Here is a 15,882-nt window from a genome sequence, read left to right on the forward strand (position 1 = left end):
AACTATATGAATATGTCCGAAAGAAAAGTCCGAGTGCGTTTCGCACCAAGCCCCACGGGAGCATTACATATTGGCGGGGTTCGTACCGCTCTCTATAACTATTTGTTTGCCAAGCAAAATCACGGAGATATGATCTTCCGTATCGAAGACACCGACTCTCAACGCTTCGTGCCGGGAGCCGAAGCATACATTATCGAAGCCCTCGAATGGTTGGGAATCAAGTTCGACGAAGGGGTCAGCTACGGCGGAAATTACGGACCTTACCGACAATCGGAACGAAAAGACATTTATCGTAAATATGTAAATCAACTGCTCGATGCGGGAAAAGCCTACATCGCATTCGATACTCCCGCCGAATTGGAAGCCAAGCGAAACGAAATCGCCAACTTCCAATACGACGCCTCCACTCGCATGCAAATGCGAAACTCGCTGACAATGGACAAAGAGGAAGTAGATTCCCTCATCGCACAAGGACAACAATATGTCGTAAGATTCAAAATAGAGCCGGGCGAAGACATCGTAGTCGACGACCTTATCAGAGGAGAAGTGACCATCAACTCGTCCATTCTCGACGACAAAGTGCTATACAAATCGGCAGACAACCTGCCCACCTATCACTTGGCGAATATCGTCGACGACCATCTAATGCTTGTCTCCCACGTAATCCGTGGAGAAGAGTGGTTACCCTCGGCTCCGTTGCACGTATTGCTCTACCGGGCTTTCGGTTGGGAAGACACCATGCCGCGGTTCGCCCATTTGCCCCTGTTGTTGAAACCCGACGGTAAAGGCAAGTTAAGCAAACGAGACGGCGACCGGTTGGGATTTCCCGTATTCCCGCTCGAATGGCACGACCCCAAAACAGGCGAAGTATCCTCAGGATATCGCGAGTCGGGCTACCTGCCCGAAGCCGTGGTTAATTTCCTCGCCCTGTTAGGTTGGAATCCCGGTAACGATCAGGAAATCATGTCGATGGACGAACTTATCGAACTCTTCTCTCTCGAAAAATGTAGCAAAAGCGGGGCTAAGTTCGACTATGAAAAAGGGAAATGGTTTAACCACAAATACATACAGGAGAAAAGCAACGAAGAGCTCACCGAGTTATTCATGCCTATTCTCGAAGAAAAAGGCATAAAAGCCGATAAATCCACCGTCGCCCGTATCATAGGCCTTGTAAAGGGTCGCGTAAGTTTCGTAAAAGAATTGTGGGATCAAGCAGCTTTCTTTTTTGTCGCACCGACTACCTATGAAGAAAAATCGGTAAAAAAACGCTGGAAAGAAGAGACCCCCGCTCAAATGCGCGAACTCATCGAAATATTACGCAATATGGACGACTTCTCGTCTGCCCCGGCCGAAAAAGTCGTATTAGGTTGGATCGAACAGAACGGTTACCATTTGGGTAACGTCATGAATGCTTTCCGTTTGGCCGTAGTTGGGGAATGTAAAGGGCCTCACATGTTCGACATTACGGAAATCATGGGCAAAGAAGAGACTATCAAGCGTATCGAGCGGGCTATCGAATATTTAGGTTAATGAAATACAGACAGCCACATACACTGCTTTTGATTATTCTCCTTGCTGCGCTGTTTCCTGCAAAGGCTCAGCAAATAGCTTGGAGCGTAGATATGACCGGATTTTTCGACAATCGGGAGTTCGGTTATTCCAAAGCTCAGTCCCAAACTTTTTTCGGGACACGCTTGTCTCCCGAAATCGGTATCAGAATAGGACATAGCACGATCATGGCAGGAGCCTCATGGGTACAACCCATCGACGGATCTACTCGCGAGGCCAAAGTGCACCCCACGGTCTATTACCGTTACGATACCTCCAAATTCCGAATGTCGTTGGGTATGTTTCCCCGTACCCAATTAATCGAAAACGTACCGGCAATCTTGCAATACGATTCTCTCACCTACTTCCGTCCCAACATAGCAGGTGCATTATTCCAGTATATACATACCAAAGGATTCGCCGAGCTCTATATCGATTGGAGACAAGTACAGACCGAGGTAAAACGAGAGGCTTTCATGGCTGTATTCAACGGCCGGTGGCAACCCCTGCCCTACCTTTTCGCCGGAGGGCATTTGGTGATGAACCACTTGGCTCGTCCTCGCAATTCGGATAGCCGCTATACGGTTACCGACAATCTCATCGCCAGCCCATACATCGGACTGGATTTAACCACATACACACCGTTGGACACCTTGACCCTCAAAGTGGGGTATCACATCAGTCTCGACCGGCTTCGCAACGTCGGGACGTGGCATCACCCGCAAGGCATTCTCATAGACTTATTGGCCGAATGGCGCTTCTTGGGTCTACATAATACATTTTACAAAGGAGGTTCGCAAATGCCCCTTTATCCCCAATTAGGAGCTCAGCTCAATCAGGGAGATCCGTTCTACCAGTCTTCGACCTATAATCGCACGGATATATACGCCTACATTTTCCGCAAAAGTTATCTTAACTGCATAGCTTCCTGCAACCTGCATTATACGCCCGGCAACCTCGATTTTCAACAGCAACTCACCCTACGATTCTATATAGACGACCAAGCATGGAAAAACCGTAAGGGAAAACAGAATCGAGGTTACCTGAAAAATATCTTGTAACCCGACAAGAGAAAATCGCCGCTATGAAATCGATTTATAATTTTGGAATATATTGCTATAAACAATTAGTCGCACTCGCCGGAATACGAAATGTCAAGGCCCGGAAACTGACTCAGGGACAAAAAGGAATCTTCGATTACCTCTCCCGGCATGCCGATCCGCAAGGAGGTTATTTGTGGATACATGCCTCGTCCCTCGGAGAGTTCGAACAAGGACGTCCGCTTATCGAAGCCATAAAAAAAGCGCAACCCGATACCAAAATATTACTCACGTTTTTCTCTCCATCGGGTTACGAAGTCCGCAAAGATTATTCGGGAGCGGATCTTATTTGCTACCTTCCGTTCGACCTGCCGGGCAATGTAAGACGATTCCTCGACTTGACCAAACCCACGAAAGCCATATTTATTAAATATGAATTTTGGGCGAACTACCTCAACGAACTTAAACGCAGGAATATACCCACGTATATTGTCTCGGCTATCTTCCGCCCCAAACAAATATTCTTCCGTTCTTATGGAGGATATTTTCGTCGCATTTTGAAAAACTTTACCCACCTTTATATACAGGACGAACGCTCCCGACAACTACTCGCCAGTATAGGCATCGATAATGCATCGATCGTAGGTGACACTCGTTTCGACCGGGTCGGCGACATTCGTCGCACGGCCAAAGAATTACCTCTTGTCGAAGCGTTCGCACAAGGGAAAAAGATACTTATTGCCGGCAGCTCGTGGCCCAAAGACGAGGAGTTCATTACTCGATATTTCAATCACAACGACAATATCAAACTCATTCTGGCCCCACACGAAATACACGAATCTCATTTGCAATCGATAGAGAAACTACTGAAACGCCCAGTCATACGTTACACACAAGCCACAATCGACACCGTACAGTCGTATGATTGCCTCATCATAGACTGCTTCGGGCTTCTCTCCTCCATTTACAGATACGGAACCGTCGCTTACGTCGGTGGAGGATTCGGAGCCGGCATACACAATATTGCCGAAGCCGCCGTATATGACATACCTGTTATTTTCGGACCTAACCATCGCCGATTCAAAGAAGCCCACGAACTCATAGCATGCGGAGGCGGCTTTGCAATCCACAACAGTCAAGAATTTGCAACCGTTGCCGACAAACTACTAACCAATCCCAAATACTTAGCCTCTGCCAGCAAAAATGCAGGTGATTACATTTCGACTCATGCCGGAGCAACCAAACTCATTTTGAAAGAGTTGTTCGGGATAGAAGAATAACGGTACACCTGTTCTTTATTGTTTCCACCTTTACTCAATCTCGGCTGGATTAAATTCGATTTAAAATGGAAAAGGAGATAAAGAAACCCGTTAAAATACTTTTCGTCTGCCTCGGAAATATTTGCCGTTCGCCGGCTGCGGAAGGAGTATTTAAACATATGCTTCGGCAACGAGGGATAACCGGTTCCTTCGAGGTAGACTCGGCCGGGACTTACAGCGGTCACGCCGGGGAATTACCCGACCCTCGCATGCGTTCACACGCTGCCCGGCGCGGATATTTGCTGGAACATCGCAGTCGCCCTGTAAGACCCGATGATTTCGAGAAATTCGATTTGATTTTGGGTATGGACGATTACAACATCGATACGCTCCGTTCTATGGCCGACTCTCCCGAAGAAGCCGCAAAAGTAAAGCGTGTGACCGATTATTGCCAACATTACCCGGTAGATTGTATCCCCGACCCTTATTACGGTGGAGCCGACGGCTTTGAGAATGTATTGAATATCTTGGAAGATGCCTGTGAAGGAATAATCGAGGATTTTTACATCGCATGAATGTAATGCGCTTCACACCGCACAAGACATAAAATTACCGACTTTCCATCTTTCCCTTGACAAAGGGAACATTTCTACACCTCTCCCCTGCCGTGTTCCACGTGGCATTGCCAACACCCTTTTTAGAACTATGAGGGAGTAATGCGGCATTATTGATATGGTATAAAACCTCCTTCCCTACCGTGTCCCGTAGCATTGGGTGTCGCAAAGCGATATAGAGATCTTCTGTTAGCCGTATAGGGGAATAAATACGAGGAAAGTATTTCTCCCTCCTCCCCCCCTGCCGTGTCCCGCAGCATTGCGGGGTGTTTTACAATGCAAAATATAGGGGAGGTGTCCGCAGGACTAGAAAATGCCGGCAGTGGAGGAGATAGAGTCAGATTTCCTCTCCCTCTGCTCATTGTAAATGAGACAGGGGGGAATGCCCGCAAGGTAAAGGGATTAGCTTCCACAACCTAGAACTTCTATCTTTTCAACCCCTCTCCTCAGAAACTACCGTTCCTTCGGGGTCTCCCCTATACCGCTAACGCAGCACAGGGGAGAAGGGACAATGCACCAGCAACAAAAACAAACCACTCCCCAATATTCCCGTAAGTATACATAAAGGTAATACCCACAAAATGAAAAGGAACTAAAATGTAGTAGAACAAAGATGTTTGGAAATCTCTCCCTCCTCCCCTGTGTTTTGCAACGTAAAATATAGGGGAGGTGGCTCGCAGAGCCGGAGGGGTTGAAAAGAGATGGTGAACAACTGGCTTATAAGCTCAGAGACGAAAGATAAATAAACAATAGATATGACATTTTCATTAAAAATATAAAGTTTCCTTCAAAAAAGCTTTTTCTTTCCGATTCGTTTTTATATTTTTGTTAGACTAATTTCAATGGGCTCAAAATAAACCATATAGAATATTCTAACTCTAAAACAATACATCTATGAAAAAAAATTACTTCTTACACACAGCTATTTTATTAGTAGCGTTGGTTTGTGGTTCTGTCCCGGTGTGGAGCCAGACTTACAAAAAAATATCTTCTATCGAAGAACTTACCGATGGAAAATATGTAATAGCTTATGAAAACATGGCTATGGAAAATAAAGCTAATGGTTCTAGAATTGCTGCTACTGCAATCAATGTTACAGATAATGCTATTATTAGTCCCGATGCATCTATTATTTGGGAGATTACAACAACAGCAAACGGTATGAGCATTAACAATAATGGAACATATGTCGTTGGTGTAAATAGCAATAATGCCTCTCTTTCTTCAAACTTTGAAGAAAAAACATGTGAATGGAATTTTTCTGTGGAAAAAGACAATTTTCGAGCCACCAACGTACAATATAGTAATCGATTTTTGCAATATAACAGCAGCAGTAAGTGGTTTGCATGTTACCAGTCAAATAGCAACCAAAAAGATTTGACACTCTACAAATTGGAAGAAACGGGAAAATCAAATCCCGAATTAACATTTAGCGGAATCACTGGCGACATAACCAAAATGTTGGCAGACGGAAGTTACAGCAGCAAAGCCACAACGAAATCGGATGCCACTATCGTTTACAGCAGCAGTAATCAAGAAGTAGCTACCATCGACCAACAAGGTACGGTAACGCTCCTTGCCGGAGGAACAACTGTAATCAAGGCCGAAGTTGCCGAAACAGCGACTTTCAACGCCTCTTTTATCGAATATACGTTGAAAGTAACAGATCCGGCAGCTCTCAAAACATTTGTAAAAGTGACTAATGACGCCGTAACCGAAGGGAAATATATTATCGTCTATCAAGCAAATGATGATGCCAACTCGGTAATGGCTTTGAATACAACCAATGCCGGGAAATTCTTTGGAAACACCGAAATAGATCTTACCGAAAATAAAATCGTCACCGACGACAAAACAGTTATGTGGGACATTACCCTAGAATCGGACGATCATTACTCTATCAGCAACGGAAATATATTTGTAGGATTTAAGGGTAACAATAATGAAGCCTATATATACAATGACTATACAATCGGAGAATGCGGTTGGAATTTTATATACGATGAGAATAATAAAGTTTTCAAAATCCAAAATGCTGGTGTAAATACTCGTTATTTACAATTCAATGCTAACAACAATCAATATCGATTCGCTTGCTATACCGGTTCCCAAAAACACCTTACTCTTTATAAACAAGAAGACAGCAGAACAGCCGTAGAAGTAACGTTCAATGAAATAGACGGAAACCAAACCTTATTCTTCACAAAAGGATTCACCTACAATAGTGCAGCTACTGCTACTCCAACAAGGCCTATCACTTACAGCAGTAGTAACCAAGAAGTAGCGACCATCAGCACAGAAGGTGTAGTAACACTCGTAGGTGCAGGAACAACTGTAATCAAAGCCTCCACTGCTGCCGATAACACCTATCAAGAAGGTGCTGCCCAATACACACTGACCGTTCGTAATACATCGGTAGCACTTCCTTATCAAATTGATTTCAAGACAGAAGGATTAGGCGATTGGCTCACCTATACAACCGAGGGAACAGTAGAATGGGAATCGACCAATTATGGGGTTCAAGCTAATGGTTTCAATAAAGGAGTCGGTGAGGCTTATTTAATCTCTCCCGCCGTAACAGCCTCAGATATAATTTTAGCGTTCAGCAGTCAAAAGTCATTTAACGGTAACGATTTACAACTGTTCTACTCAACCGATTTCGACCCCAGCATCATGTCGCAACCGAGCGATGCCTCATGGACCGAAATCACCGATATGGCAACATGGGCCACCAGCCAAGAAACGACCGAATCGGGTAACATCGAGCTGCACGATCTCGCTGCGCCCATTCGTTTCGCTTTCAAATACACTTGTGAAGCCAATGAAGCTGCCCGTTGGACAATCGTCGAGCTGTCAATCTCAAAAGGTCAACCTAGCGGTATCGAAGATGTAGCCACCAATGAAATGAAAGTCATCAACGGCAAAGGTCAAGTAACCATCGAAACTGCCGAAGCCATGCCTATCGCTATCTATACACTTACCGGAGCACAAGTTCGACAAATAGAACTTGTCGAGGGAACCAACATTATAGAATTACCGACCGGTATTTATCTGATCGGAAATAAAAAAGTAGTCGTATTTTAACCGATACTACTTTCAACCATAAAAAAGGAGCGGCATATAATGCCGCTCCTTTTTTATATTCCTCACGCGCCAGACATCGGTTCGATAGAAAATCCGTAAATAAAGATTTGAATTTTAGCAATGAATTCTTGTCGACAACCTCATTCCGATCAATTCGGTGAGAGACAGAGAACTATCGTTTGATTGAAGATTTAACCCCCTCGCCCTACGGGCACTCCCCCTATCTCATCTGCGATGAGCAGAGGGAGAGGACTGAAATGTCGCTTCATCAGTTTTAAACTCCTCCATTGCCGTGCACCGTAGCATTACGGGGTGTGGCGTCAGCCATATAAGGGAGGTGGCACACAGTGACAGAGAAGTTGAGAAAGATAATATGTTTTTTGCTTGAAGATTCTCCCCCCTCGCCCTGCGGGCACTCCCCCTATCTCATCTACGATGAGCAGAAGGAGAGGACTGAAATGTCACTTCATCAGTTTTAAACTCCTCCATTGCCGGCATTTTCTAACCCCTCCGTCCTACGGACACCTCCCCTATATTTTGCATAGCAAAACACCGGGGAGGAGGGAGGTAAATACTTCCCTCGTATTTATTTTTCTAACAAAAGACCTCTATATCGCTTTGCGACACCCCGTAATGCTATGGGACACGGCAGGGGAGGAGGTTTTAAAATGCCACTCCAACAATGAGCCATAAATCCCTACCAATTATCGAATGGCCCAAACATCGGCTTATTCCTACGAGCCGGAAGAAATAAATAATCAATAAAATAATCGACTCCAACTCCCAATAAAACAGAAAGAAAAACCATTCGCCCTTCTTTTTGTATTTTTTTTACTCAAAAGAAATACCTTTAACACCCTATGTTTGTTTAACTTTAAATGATAAACTATGGTAATTGCGTATTTAAGAGTCAGCACCAGTAAACAACATCTTGTCAACCAACAAGACGAAATCAGGCGTTTCGCCCACACCAAAGAGATAGAAGTCAGCCGATGGGTAACCGAAATTGTCAGCGGAAAAAAGAATCAGAAAGAACGGAAGTTAGGGAGAGTAATCAATCAATTAAAACCGGGAGACACGCTCATCGTTACCGAAATATCGAGATTAAGCCGCACTCTCACAGAGATTATGACCATTATGGGAAAATGTCTTGAAAAAAATATTACAATCTACTCTACCAAAGACGGATACGCATTCGATAATACCATAAACAGCAAAGTCCTTTGCTTTGCATTCGGCCTTGTCGCAGAAATCGAACGGAACCTTATATCTATGAGAACCAAAGAAGCTCTTGCCTTACGAAAAGCAGAAGGAGTCATTCTCGGTCGGAAAAAGGGAAGTATCACCAAATTGAAAATACTCATCGATAACGAACTTGAAATAATAGATCGCCTGAAAAAAGGAGAATCTATGGCTTCGATTTGCCGTATATACGGAGTCTCTACCGATACGTTCTCCAAATTCAGAAAGGTTTGTCCAAGCGTAGAAGAAGCATTCCAATACAAGATGACGCATTTTTATACTTCGTCAAAATAAAAATCACCCCGGAGAAGAAGCACCGGGGTGAAAATAAAGAAACCTATTTTTTCAGAAGGTCCAGCAGAAGTTCCGGCTCATTCGTCGTGATAAAGTCGGCTGCTTCATCGATAAAATACTGCAAGTCGTCTGCTTTATTTACGGTCCAGACATTAACCGTCAAGCCCAAATCATGAGCTTCCCGAATCCAACTCTTATTGTTTTTCAATACCTTTTGATGATAATCAAGACCCGTATACCCCAACTCTTTAAGCTCGGCAGGTGTTTTATCTCCATTCAAATAAGCGACCTTCGCATTCGGGTCCAACCGGATAATCTCCGTTCCCACCAAGTTGCTGAATGCGATGTATTCTACCTGCCCTTCCATTTTCATCGATTTGACCATATCCACAACCTTTTTAGCCAACTCGGTATTTCTTTCGGGAGTAGATTGGGTTTTAAGTTCCAACACCAATATCATGGGCTTCAACTTCTTTCCGGCTTTTAAATAATCCTTCAAAGAAGGAACAGTCTCCCCGTTTTTCAATTTTGACTTCGTTATGGTCTTGAAATCCGTTTCTTCGATTTTCAATCCGTCCAATGTTTTGGGGTCATGGTTTACCACCAACCCACCGTCCGAAGTCAACCATATATCCAATTCCGACCCCCAACAACCGACGTCATGAGCTTTTCGCAATGAAGCCAAAGAGTTCTCGGCAGAGCCTTCACATTTCCAATATCCCCGATGAGCCACGGTCTTGGTCGACGACTTTGCCTGAATAGCCGGAGTCATAGCCAATAACATCAATGCAACCATTAAAATTTTAGTTTTCATAATCATTTGTTTTTTATTAAGGTATCTACTTACTTCTTCGGATTCTCCAAATTAGTTCTTATCTTGAAGTCGGCGGTTTTAAAAGAGACGTTCTTATCTCGAACATCGTTACAATGGACGATCAAAGCTCCCTCTTTTTCCCAATACGATTTCACGGTATGTCCGCTCATCGGGCCGTCTTCTTTGCCTCTCACCGTCACATCGTCGGGGTTCACCACAATTTTCAATCCTCTCGATTCATTCAACATATCCATGTCTCCTCGGCTATTCCCGCCCACAATCAAAGGCACGGCTTTAATATAAGTAGGTATAACCTGAGCCTTGCCATCATCTTGCGGTATGGGCATAATGATTTCATCGGACATGACTCCGTTTTTCACGACACCCTTAACCCCCAGCACATGAGTGACGGGTATTCCCAACTCGGAAGCGACAAACCTTTGGTATAAAAATTCGGGAGAGGCTGTCAATATCCACACCTCGAAACCATATTCTTTCAAGTTGGAAATAAGAGCCTTCATCTCAGGATACATTTTCCCCTTATACGAACGCATATAACAATCGTAACCGAGGGTAGCGATTTCCTCGGGAGTCATGCCAGACAAAAAATGTACCCTATCTTCCACATAAGGTTTCCCCACGTTATTACCGTCTTTCACCATACGGTCGAGAATCGCCATCTTTTGTCTCGATTCTTTATCTTTACGGTTCTTGTAATTTTTATCGGCATAATCATACAACGCCTCGTCGGCCAGATAGTAAGGAGCCTGTCCGAACACCGTACCGTCGCAATCGAACACGGCGACCTTACGGTCGGTAACGGTCAACGTCGTATTCAGAAATTCCTCGATACAAGCATTCGTCTCATCGGGCCAAGTCGCAATAGGACGATATTGTTGGGCATAGAGACTCCCTACTGCAAAAACATTTAACAGAACTACAATCGCATAAAAAAATCTGTTGGAAATAGATCGCATAATATATTTTTTTTAATTTGCACTTTATGCAAATATACAACAATTATCTACATATAATATTATACGAATCGAAAAAAAATCGAAAGTAAAACCTCCTTACTTGAAATAAAATCGAAAGGAAACGAAAATTTCATAGAATCGTAATAAAGCGATTGTTCATCACATTCCGTACTCATAAAAGGGTACATCGCAGTTACCCGACTTTACTCCGCATTCTATCGTTTAATATCGCTGCCATATTCTCCCCAGCCCATGCAATCAGACTATCAATACAAGGCAACAAAGATTTCGCCCGGTCGGTCAAAGAGTATTCTACCCTCGGGGGAACCTCGGCATAAATCACTCTTTTTACCAATCCGTCTTCTTCGAGGGCTCGCAAGGTAACCGTCAACATCTTTTGGGAAATATCGGGGATATTCTTCTGCAAAACGTTAAAACGCATAACAGACGAGCTACTCAATGTGTAAAGAACCAACAGGGACCATTTATCACCGATACGCGAAAGAATATTCCGAATAGGACAATCGGGAAAAAGTGCATCCTTAATTTCTATTTTAGCCATAATCATTTACATTTCAACAACAATACAAAAGTAACTAAGAAACTTAGATAATGCAAATAACAAAATTTCACTACGTTAAAAGACGTTAAAACACGCTTTAATAACTCATTCGTATTCAACGAAGGTTTCAAAAAAGTAACTATCTGACTTCGAGGTATCTTCTTGTGAAGAAAAAATTATAGTTTCATATTTGCAGCTAAAAAGAGAGTAACAATAATTTAGTAACTAATAAAAACTAGAATTATGAAAAAGAACATTTTAATTTTATTATCATTAATCACATTTACAGCAATGGCACAAACAAAAGGAAAATTCGAAGTTCTGGACTTGAAGGATTTCAAATTGCACGTGCATTACACGAACGATGCTCTGAACGATGCAAGCGTAGAGGGCAAAAACGGACTCATTACTTTGGAACAGCCTTTATTTAAAGATAATGTGGCGGAATTCGACGCTTATGTGGCCTCGTTGAACAAACCTGTACAGACAATCATCACCGATTACCATGTGGGTGGGACGGGAAACCACGATATAGTAATGGCCGAAGGTATGCCAGCCTTTACAAAAGGAGCGACCTACGACGGAATGATGCGGAACTTCGCCGAAATTTTCGGCGATGCAATCGTACCGCTACCGACCGGAAAAGCAGAAGAAATTAAATTTGGCAGCAAACAAACGTGGGATAATATAGAGTTTTACTTCGACAAAGGAGCTTCCACCGACTTTCCCGCAGCCAGTATCATTATCGGGAATAAAGTTTACTACACCCACTGGACTCCGGTAAAAGCTCACATAAGCTACTTGCAAATAAGTTCTCCGGCCGCCATCGATGCAGAAATTGCCGAAGCCGAGAAAGCGCTGAAATCGGGATGCGAATACTTTATCGGAGGTCACGGCGAAGCTACCGGGCGCGAATCGGTCGAATTTAAAATCGACTATCTGAAAAAAATGAAACAAATCCTCCGGGAAAACTCCACCGCCGAGAGGTTCATCTCGGCCATGACTCAGACATTCCCCTCTCTGCCAGGAGAAAACAATCTGACCGACTTGGCGAAAGCCCTCTACAAGCACTAACTTTCCTATCGAACAAAAAAATCCGATAGCAGTTGAAGCTATCGGATTTTTCTGCATCCTCTCCGCTTTTATAGCTCTCAACTCATCGCCTGATTACGAAACTCGTTCGGAGTACACCCTTCGAGTTTTTTGAACAAACGACTGAAATGTTGGGGATATTGAAATCCCAAAGAATAAGCGATCTGACTGATTCCGAGCTGTGAGCCCAATATATACTCCTTAGACAATTCAATAATTTTACCTTGTATATATTCCTGCGCTGTCTTCCCGGTCTCTTTTTTCACCAAGTCGCCGAAATAACCCGGAGAAAGAAAAACTTTGTCGGCAAAATACCTGACGGAAGGTAGTCCCCGCACTTGTGATTCCCCGTTGCGGAAATAGTCGTTTAAAAGCTGTTCGAACCTGATAAGGACATCGTTATTAACCTTTTCACGAGTATAGAATTGACGGTCGTAAAACCGCAAACAATAATCGAGCAACAGTTCTATATTGACCGATAACAACTCCCTTGTGTGTTTGTCCACCGGGTGTTCCAACTCCACTTCTATTTTATGGAAACAATCCATAATAATTTCCCGCTCTTGATCCGAAAGATGGAGTGCTTCGTTCTGTTCATACGAAAAGAAAGAGTACTTCCCTATCTTCTTCCCTAATGCCGTTCCATAAATAAGATCGGGGTGAAAAATCAATCCATACACCTCGGGGCTTATCTCGTCCTCATCGGAATCTACGCCAACCAACTGCCCCGGAGCGAAACTGACGATCGTACCCTCCTGATAATCATAATACCGTCGGCCATATTTCAACGTACAATTCGTTCCGTTTTTCAAGAACAAGGCATATACGCCATAATTCATCTTCACGTGATTGACAACTCGGGTCGCTTTCCTCAAATCCACGACCGAGACCAGAGGATGCAAGGTTTTCAAGCCATACATCTTATTATAAACATCGACACTGTTCAACTGAATAATTTCGTTCATATCTTTTTAGAAAACTAATTGCAAAAGCTGTACGGCCAAACCGTACATTCTTATACAGTGCAAAATTACAACAACTTACGAAAAGAGAAAGAGACGCATCACAGAATCCGGAATTCGGGTTATTCTTTCCGTAATTCATCTACTATCGTTATAGAATATAGGCGGTAATTTTACATCGTCAAACCAACCATGCAAAAAGAATATAATATGGATTTAAAACGATTCCAACAAATGATTGCCGCAGGCGAGCCGTTGGCGGGTGAAGAAATGATTGCTTTCATGCGTGAACAAAGCGACGACACTCGCCGGCTACTATTCGATTTGAACGGTTCTTACCACACACCCGAAGAGATCGTCACCCTATTCAGCCAAATTACCAACAGCAAGATAGACAATTCTTTCCGTCTGTTCCCACCTTTTTATACCGACTTCGGAAAAAATATCCATGTAGGGAAGAATGTCTTTATCAACTCTTGTTGCCAATTTCAAGACCAAGGCGGTATCTTTATCGGCGACGGAGCACTGATAGGGCATAGTGTGGTGATGGCGACTTTGAATCACGGCTTCGCTCCCAATGACCGCCAGAATCTCTATCATGCACCTATTCATATAGGGAAAAGTGCATGGATCGGTGCACATGCCACCATCTTACCCAATGTGACTATTGGTGACAATGCCATCGTCGGAGCAGGCTCGGTCGTTACCAAAGATGTACCGGACAATGCAATCGTTGCCAGAAATCCGGCTCGATTCATCAGAAAAATAAACTCTTAAACCGAATGAAGCCTTTTATCATTGCTTTAACCCTTTGCCTTTTCGTAAACATTTCCTCATGCTCGACCAACGATGCCCCGATTGTGGAACCACCGAACGGAGAGACAGCAGGAGACAGTAATACGCCCACGATGAACGAACAAATACGTATCATTATCGGCAACGCCTCTTTTACGGCCACTTTGGAGGATAACGCCACAGCGAAAGCGTTCAAGGCATCGTTGCCCATAACTGTAAACATGACCGAACAAGCCGGTAATGAAAAGTTTTATTACTTGCCGACAGCCTTGCCTACGAGTACTGTTACGCCCGGAACAATCTTCGCTGGCGACCTGATGCTATGGGGCAACAGTTGTCTCGTCTTGTTCTATGAGACCTTTTCCAGTCCGTACAGCTATACGCGAATCGGGAAAATCGACAAGCCATCGGGATTATCGGCAGCAGTCGGCGACAGGAACATAACCGTGACATTCGAATAACCTCAACCATATAAACATCAATCTTATGAAACAACGAATCAAATTTATCTTTACAACATGGTTCATCGCCATAAGTCTGTTTACAATAAATGCACAAGATGTACAAACCAATAAAAACGATATGGAAAATTTGAATCTGACAAATGAGTGGGATAAAACATTCCCCCAAAGTGACAAAGTGAAACATAGTAAAGTAACATTCAGGAACCGTTACGGAATTACGCTCGCAGCCGATTTATACATGCCGAAAAACGCCGAAGGCAAATTACCGGCTATCGCCATCTGCGGCCCGTTCGGGGCTGTAAAAGAACAAGCGTCGGGACTCTATGCGCAAACTATGGCCGAACGAGGCTTTCTGACAATCGCCTTCGACCCCTCTTTCACCGGCGAAAGCGGCGGCGCACCTCGCTACGTGGCATCACCCGACATAAATACGGAAGATTTCAGTGCAGCCGTCGATTTCCTCTCCTTGCGTGACGATGTAGATTCGGAGCGAATCGGAATTATCGGCATCTGTGGTTGGGGCGGACTGGCTATAAACGCCGCAGCCATCGACACACGCATTAAAGCGACCGTAGCCTCTACCATGTACGACATGAGCAGATGCACGGCCAACGGTTATTTCGACGAAAACGACAATGCCGATGCCCGTTATGAAATGCGCCGACAACTCAGCTCCCAACGTACCATCGATGCAAAAAACGGTTCGTATGCCACGGCCGGCGGTGTAGTCGATCCACTACCACAGGATGCACCGCAATTCGTAAAAGATTATCATGCCTACTACAAAACTTCACGGGGTTACCATTCTCGTTCGTTGAACTCTAACAACGGCTGGAACAAAACTTCGGCTCTCTCGTTTCTCAATGCTCCTATCCTCGCTTATAGCGACGAAATTCGTAGTGCCGTGTTGCTGATTCACGGAGAGAAAGCTCATTCGCGTTATTTCAGCGAAGATGCTTTCAAAAAGTTGAAAGGCGACAACAAAGAGTTGATGATTGTCTCAGGAGCCAACCACACGGATTTATACGACCGAACAGACATTATTCCTTTTGATAAACTGGAATCTTTTTTCAAGGAGTATTTGAAATAAAATAGAGCCTGACGAATAAAGCCCGATAACATAGGTTTATCGGGC

Annotated in this window: 14 protein-coding genes; 10 read left to right on the top strand and 4 right to left on the bottom strand. The window is 43.9% G+C overall.

Annotated features, from left to right (window positions below):
- Window positions 1-12 precede the first annotated feature (12 nt).
- The 6 genes from gltX to NBH06_RS06545 all read left to right on the top strand — a co-directional run bounded on the left by gltX (window position 13) and on the right by NBH06_RS06545 (window position 9,081).
- On the top strand, window positions 13-1,530 hold the full coding sequence (gene gltX / locus NBH06_RS06520) for a glutamate--tRNA ligase (protein ID WP_040296230.1): 1,518 nt from the start codon (window positions 13-15) through the stop codon (window positions 1,528-1,530).
- The gene (locus tag NBH06_RS06525) at window positions 1,530-2,609 is read left to right on the top strand and encodes a lipid A deacylase (protein WP_155013130.1); all 1,080 of its coding nucleotides are present in this window, start codon (window positions 1,530-1,532) and stop codon (window positions 2,607-2,609) included. The genes gltX and NBH06_RS06525 overlap by 1 nt, the downstream gene beginning before the upstream one ends.
- 23 nt (window positions 2,610-2,632) lie before the next feature.
- Entirely contained in the window at window positions 2,633-3,868 is a 1,236-nt protein-coding gene (locus NBH06_RS06530; protein ID WP_250793414.1) for a 3-deoxy-D-manno-octulosonic acid transferase, read from the top strand.
- A 65-nt stretch (window positions 3,869-3,933) separates the two neighbouring features.
- Entirely contained in the window at window positions 3,934-4,422 is a 489-nt protein-coding gene (locus tag NBH06_RS06535) for a low molecular weight protein-tyrosine-phosphatase (RefSeq protein ID WP_250793423.1), read from the top strand.
- Window positions 4,423-5,355: 933 nt separating this feature from the next.
- On the top strand, window positions 5,356-7,545 hold the full coding sequence (locus NBH06_RS06540) for an immunoglobulin-like domain-containing protein (protein ID WP_250793425.1): 2,190 nt from the start codon (window positions 5,356-5,358) through the stop codon (window positions 7,543-7,545).
- An 888-nt stretch (window positions 7,546-8,433) separates the two neighbouring features.
- On the top strand, window positions 8,434-9,081 hold the full coding sequence (locus NBH06_RS06545; protein ID WP_046411746.1) for a recombinase family protein: 648 nt from the start codon (window positions 8,434-8,436) through the stop codon (window positions 9,079-9,081).
- A gap of 43 nt (window positions 9,082-9,124) precedes the next feature.
- On the opposite strand, the gene NBH06_RS06550 is transcribed toward NBH06_RS06545, so the two are convergent.
- From NBH06_RS06550 to NBH06_RS06560, 3 genes are all read right to left on the bottom strand, one after another.
- Window positions 9,125-9,895: a glycerophosphodiester phosphodiesterase gene (locus NBH06_RS06550; protein ID WP_250793427.1), complete on the bottom strand. Its 771-nt coding sequence runs from the start codon at window positions 9,893-9,895 to the stop codon at window positions 9,125-9,127.
- Between the two features lie 29 nt (window positions 9,896-9,924).
- On the bottom strand, window positions 9,925-10,872 hold the full coding sequence (locus NBH06_RS06555) for an HAD family hydrolase (protein WP_250793428.1): 948 nt from the start codon (window positions 10,870-10,872) through the stop codon (window positions 9,925-9,927).
- Between the two features lie 193 nt (window positions 10,873-11,065).
- Window positions 11,066-11,434 carry a winged helix-turn-helix transcriptional regulator gene (locus NBH06_RS06560; RefSeq protein ID WP_250793430.1) on the bottom strand — a complete coding sequence of 123 codons (369 nt, stop codon included), beginning with the start codon at window positions 11,432-11,434 and terminating at the stop codon, window positions 11,066-11,068.
- 243 nt (window positions 11,435-11,677) lie between these two features.
- On the opposite strand from NBH06_RS06560, the gene NBH06_RS06565 reads away from it, so the two are divergent.
- The gene (locus tag NBH06_RS06565; protein ID WP_250793432.1) at window positions 11,678-12,508 is read left to right on the top strand and encodes a hypothetical protein; all 831 of its coding nucleotides are present in this window, start codon (window positions 11,678-11,680) and stop codon (window positions 12,506-12,508) included.
- Between the two features lie 77 nt (window positions 12,509-12,585).
- Here the strand turns inward: NBH06_RS06565 and NBH06_RS06570 are convergent, their stop codons facing one another.
- Window positions 12,586-13,491 carry a helix-turn-helix domain-containing protein gene (locus tag NBH06_RS06570; RefSeq protein WP_008862504.1) on the bottom strand — a complete coding sequence of 302 codons (906 nt, stop codon included), beginning with the start codon at window positions 13,489-13,491 and terminating at the stop codon, window positions 12,586-12,588.
- Window positions 13,492-13,698: 207 nt separating this feature from the next.
- Between NBH06_RS06570 and NBH06_RS06575 the strand changes: the two genes are divergently transcribed.
- From NBH06_RS06575 to NBH06_RS06585, 3 genes are read left to right on the top strand one after another with little or no spacing between them, the layout of a single operon-like run.
- Window positions 13,699-14,265 (top strand): DapH/DapD/GlmU-related protein, encoded by a 567-nt coding sequence (locus NBH06_RS06575; protein WP_250793434.1) that lies wholly within the window; start codon window positions 13,699-13,701, stop codon window positions 14,263-14,265.
- A gap of 5 nt (window positions 14,266-14,270) precedes the next feature.
- A complete protein-coding gene (locus tag NBH06_RS06580; protein WP_195491727.1) occupies window positions 14,271-14,744 on the top strand; it encodes a cyclophilin-like fold protein in 474 nt (157 codons plus the stop codon).
- Between the two features lie 25 nt (window positions 14,745-14,769).
- The gene (locus NBH06_RS06585; RefSeq protein ID WP_250793436.1) at window positions 14,770-15,837 is read left to right on the top strand and encodes an alpha/beta hydrolase; all 1,068 of its coding nucleotides are present in this window, start codon (window positions 14,770-14,772) and stop codon (window positions 15,835-15,837) included.
- Window positions 15,838-15,882: the final 45 nt, after the last annotated feature.

Source organism: Barnesiella sp. B2-R-119, assembly GCF_023656675.1.
GTDB classification, from domain to species: Bacteria; Bacteroidota; Bacteroidia; order Bacteroidales; family Barnesiellaceae; genus Barnesiella; species Barnesiella intestinihominis.

Bases quoted from the DNA above. Each gene is read 5' to 3' on its own strand.
- NBH06_RS06530 (WP_250793414.1), top strand. From the start codon at position 2,633: ATGAAATCGATTTATAATTTTGGAATATATTGCTATAAACAATTAGTC.
- NBH06_RS06550 (WP_250793427.1), bottom strand. From the start codon at position 9,895: ATGAAAACTAAAATTTTAATGGTTGCATTGATGTTATTGGCTATGACT.
- NBH06_RS06570 (WP_008862504.1), bottom strand. From the start codon at position 13,491: ATGAACGAAATTATTCAGTTGAACAGTGTCGATGTTTATAATAAGATG.
- NBH06_RS06575 (WP_250793434.1), top strand. From the start codon at position 13,699: ATGGATTTAAAACGATTCCAACAAATGATTGCCGCAGGCGAGCCGTTG.
- NBH06_RS06555 (WP_250793428.1), bottom strand. From the start codon at position 10,872: ATGCGATCTATTTCCAACAGATTTTTTTATGCGATTGTAGTTCTGTTA.
- NBH06_RS06540 (WP_250793425.1), top strand. From the start codon at position 5,356: ATGAAAAAAAATTACTTCTTACACACAGCTATTTTATTAGTAGCGTTG.
- NBH06_RS06545 (WP_046411746.1), top strand. From the start codon at position 8,434: ATGGTAATTGCGTATTTAAGAGTCAGCACCAGTAAACAACATCTTGTC.
- NBH06_RS06585 (WP_250793436.1), top strand. From the start codon at position 14,770: ATGAAACAACGAATCAAATTTATCTTTACAACATGGTTCATCGCCATA.
- NBH06_RS06560 (WP_250793430.1), bottom strand. From the start codon at position 11,434: ATGGCTAAAATAGAAATTAAGGATGCACTTTTTCCCGATTGTCCTATT.
- NBH06_RS06525 (WP_155013130.1), top strand. From the start codon at position 1,530: ATGAAATACAGACAGCCACATACACTGCTTTTGATTATTCTCCTTGCT.
- NBH06_RS06535 (WP_250793423.1), top strand. From the start codon at position 3,934: ATGGAAAAGGAGATAAAGAAACCCGTTAAAATACTTTTCGTCTGCCTC.
- gltX (WP_040296230.1), top strand. From the start codon at position 13: ATGTCCGAAAGAAAAGTCCGAGTGCGTTTCGCACCAAGCCCCACGGGA.
- NBH06_RS06580 (WP_195491727.1), top strand. From the start codon at position 14,271: ATGAAGCCTTTTATCATTGCTTTAACCCTTTGCCTTTTCGTAAACATT.
- NBH06_RS06565 (WP_250793432.1), top strand. From the start codon at position 11,678: ATGAAAAAGAACATTTTAATTTTATTATCATTAATCACATTTACAGCA.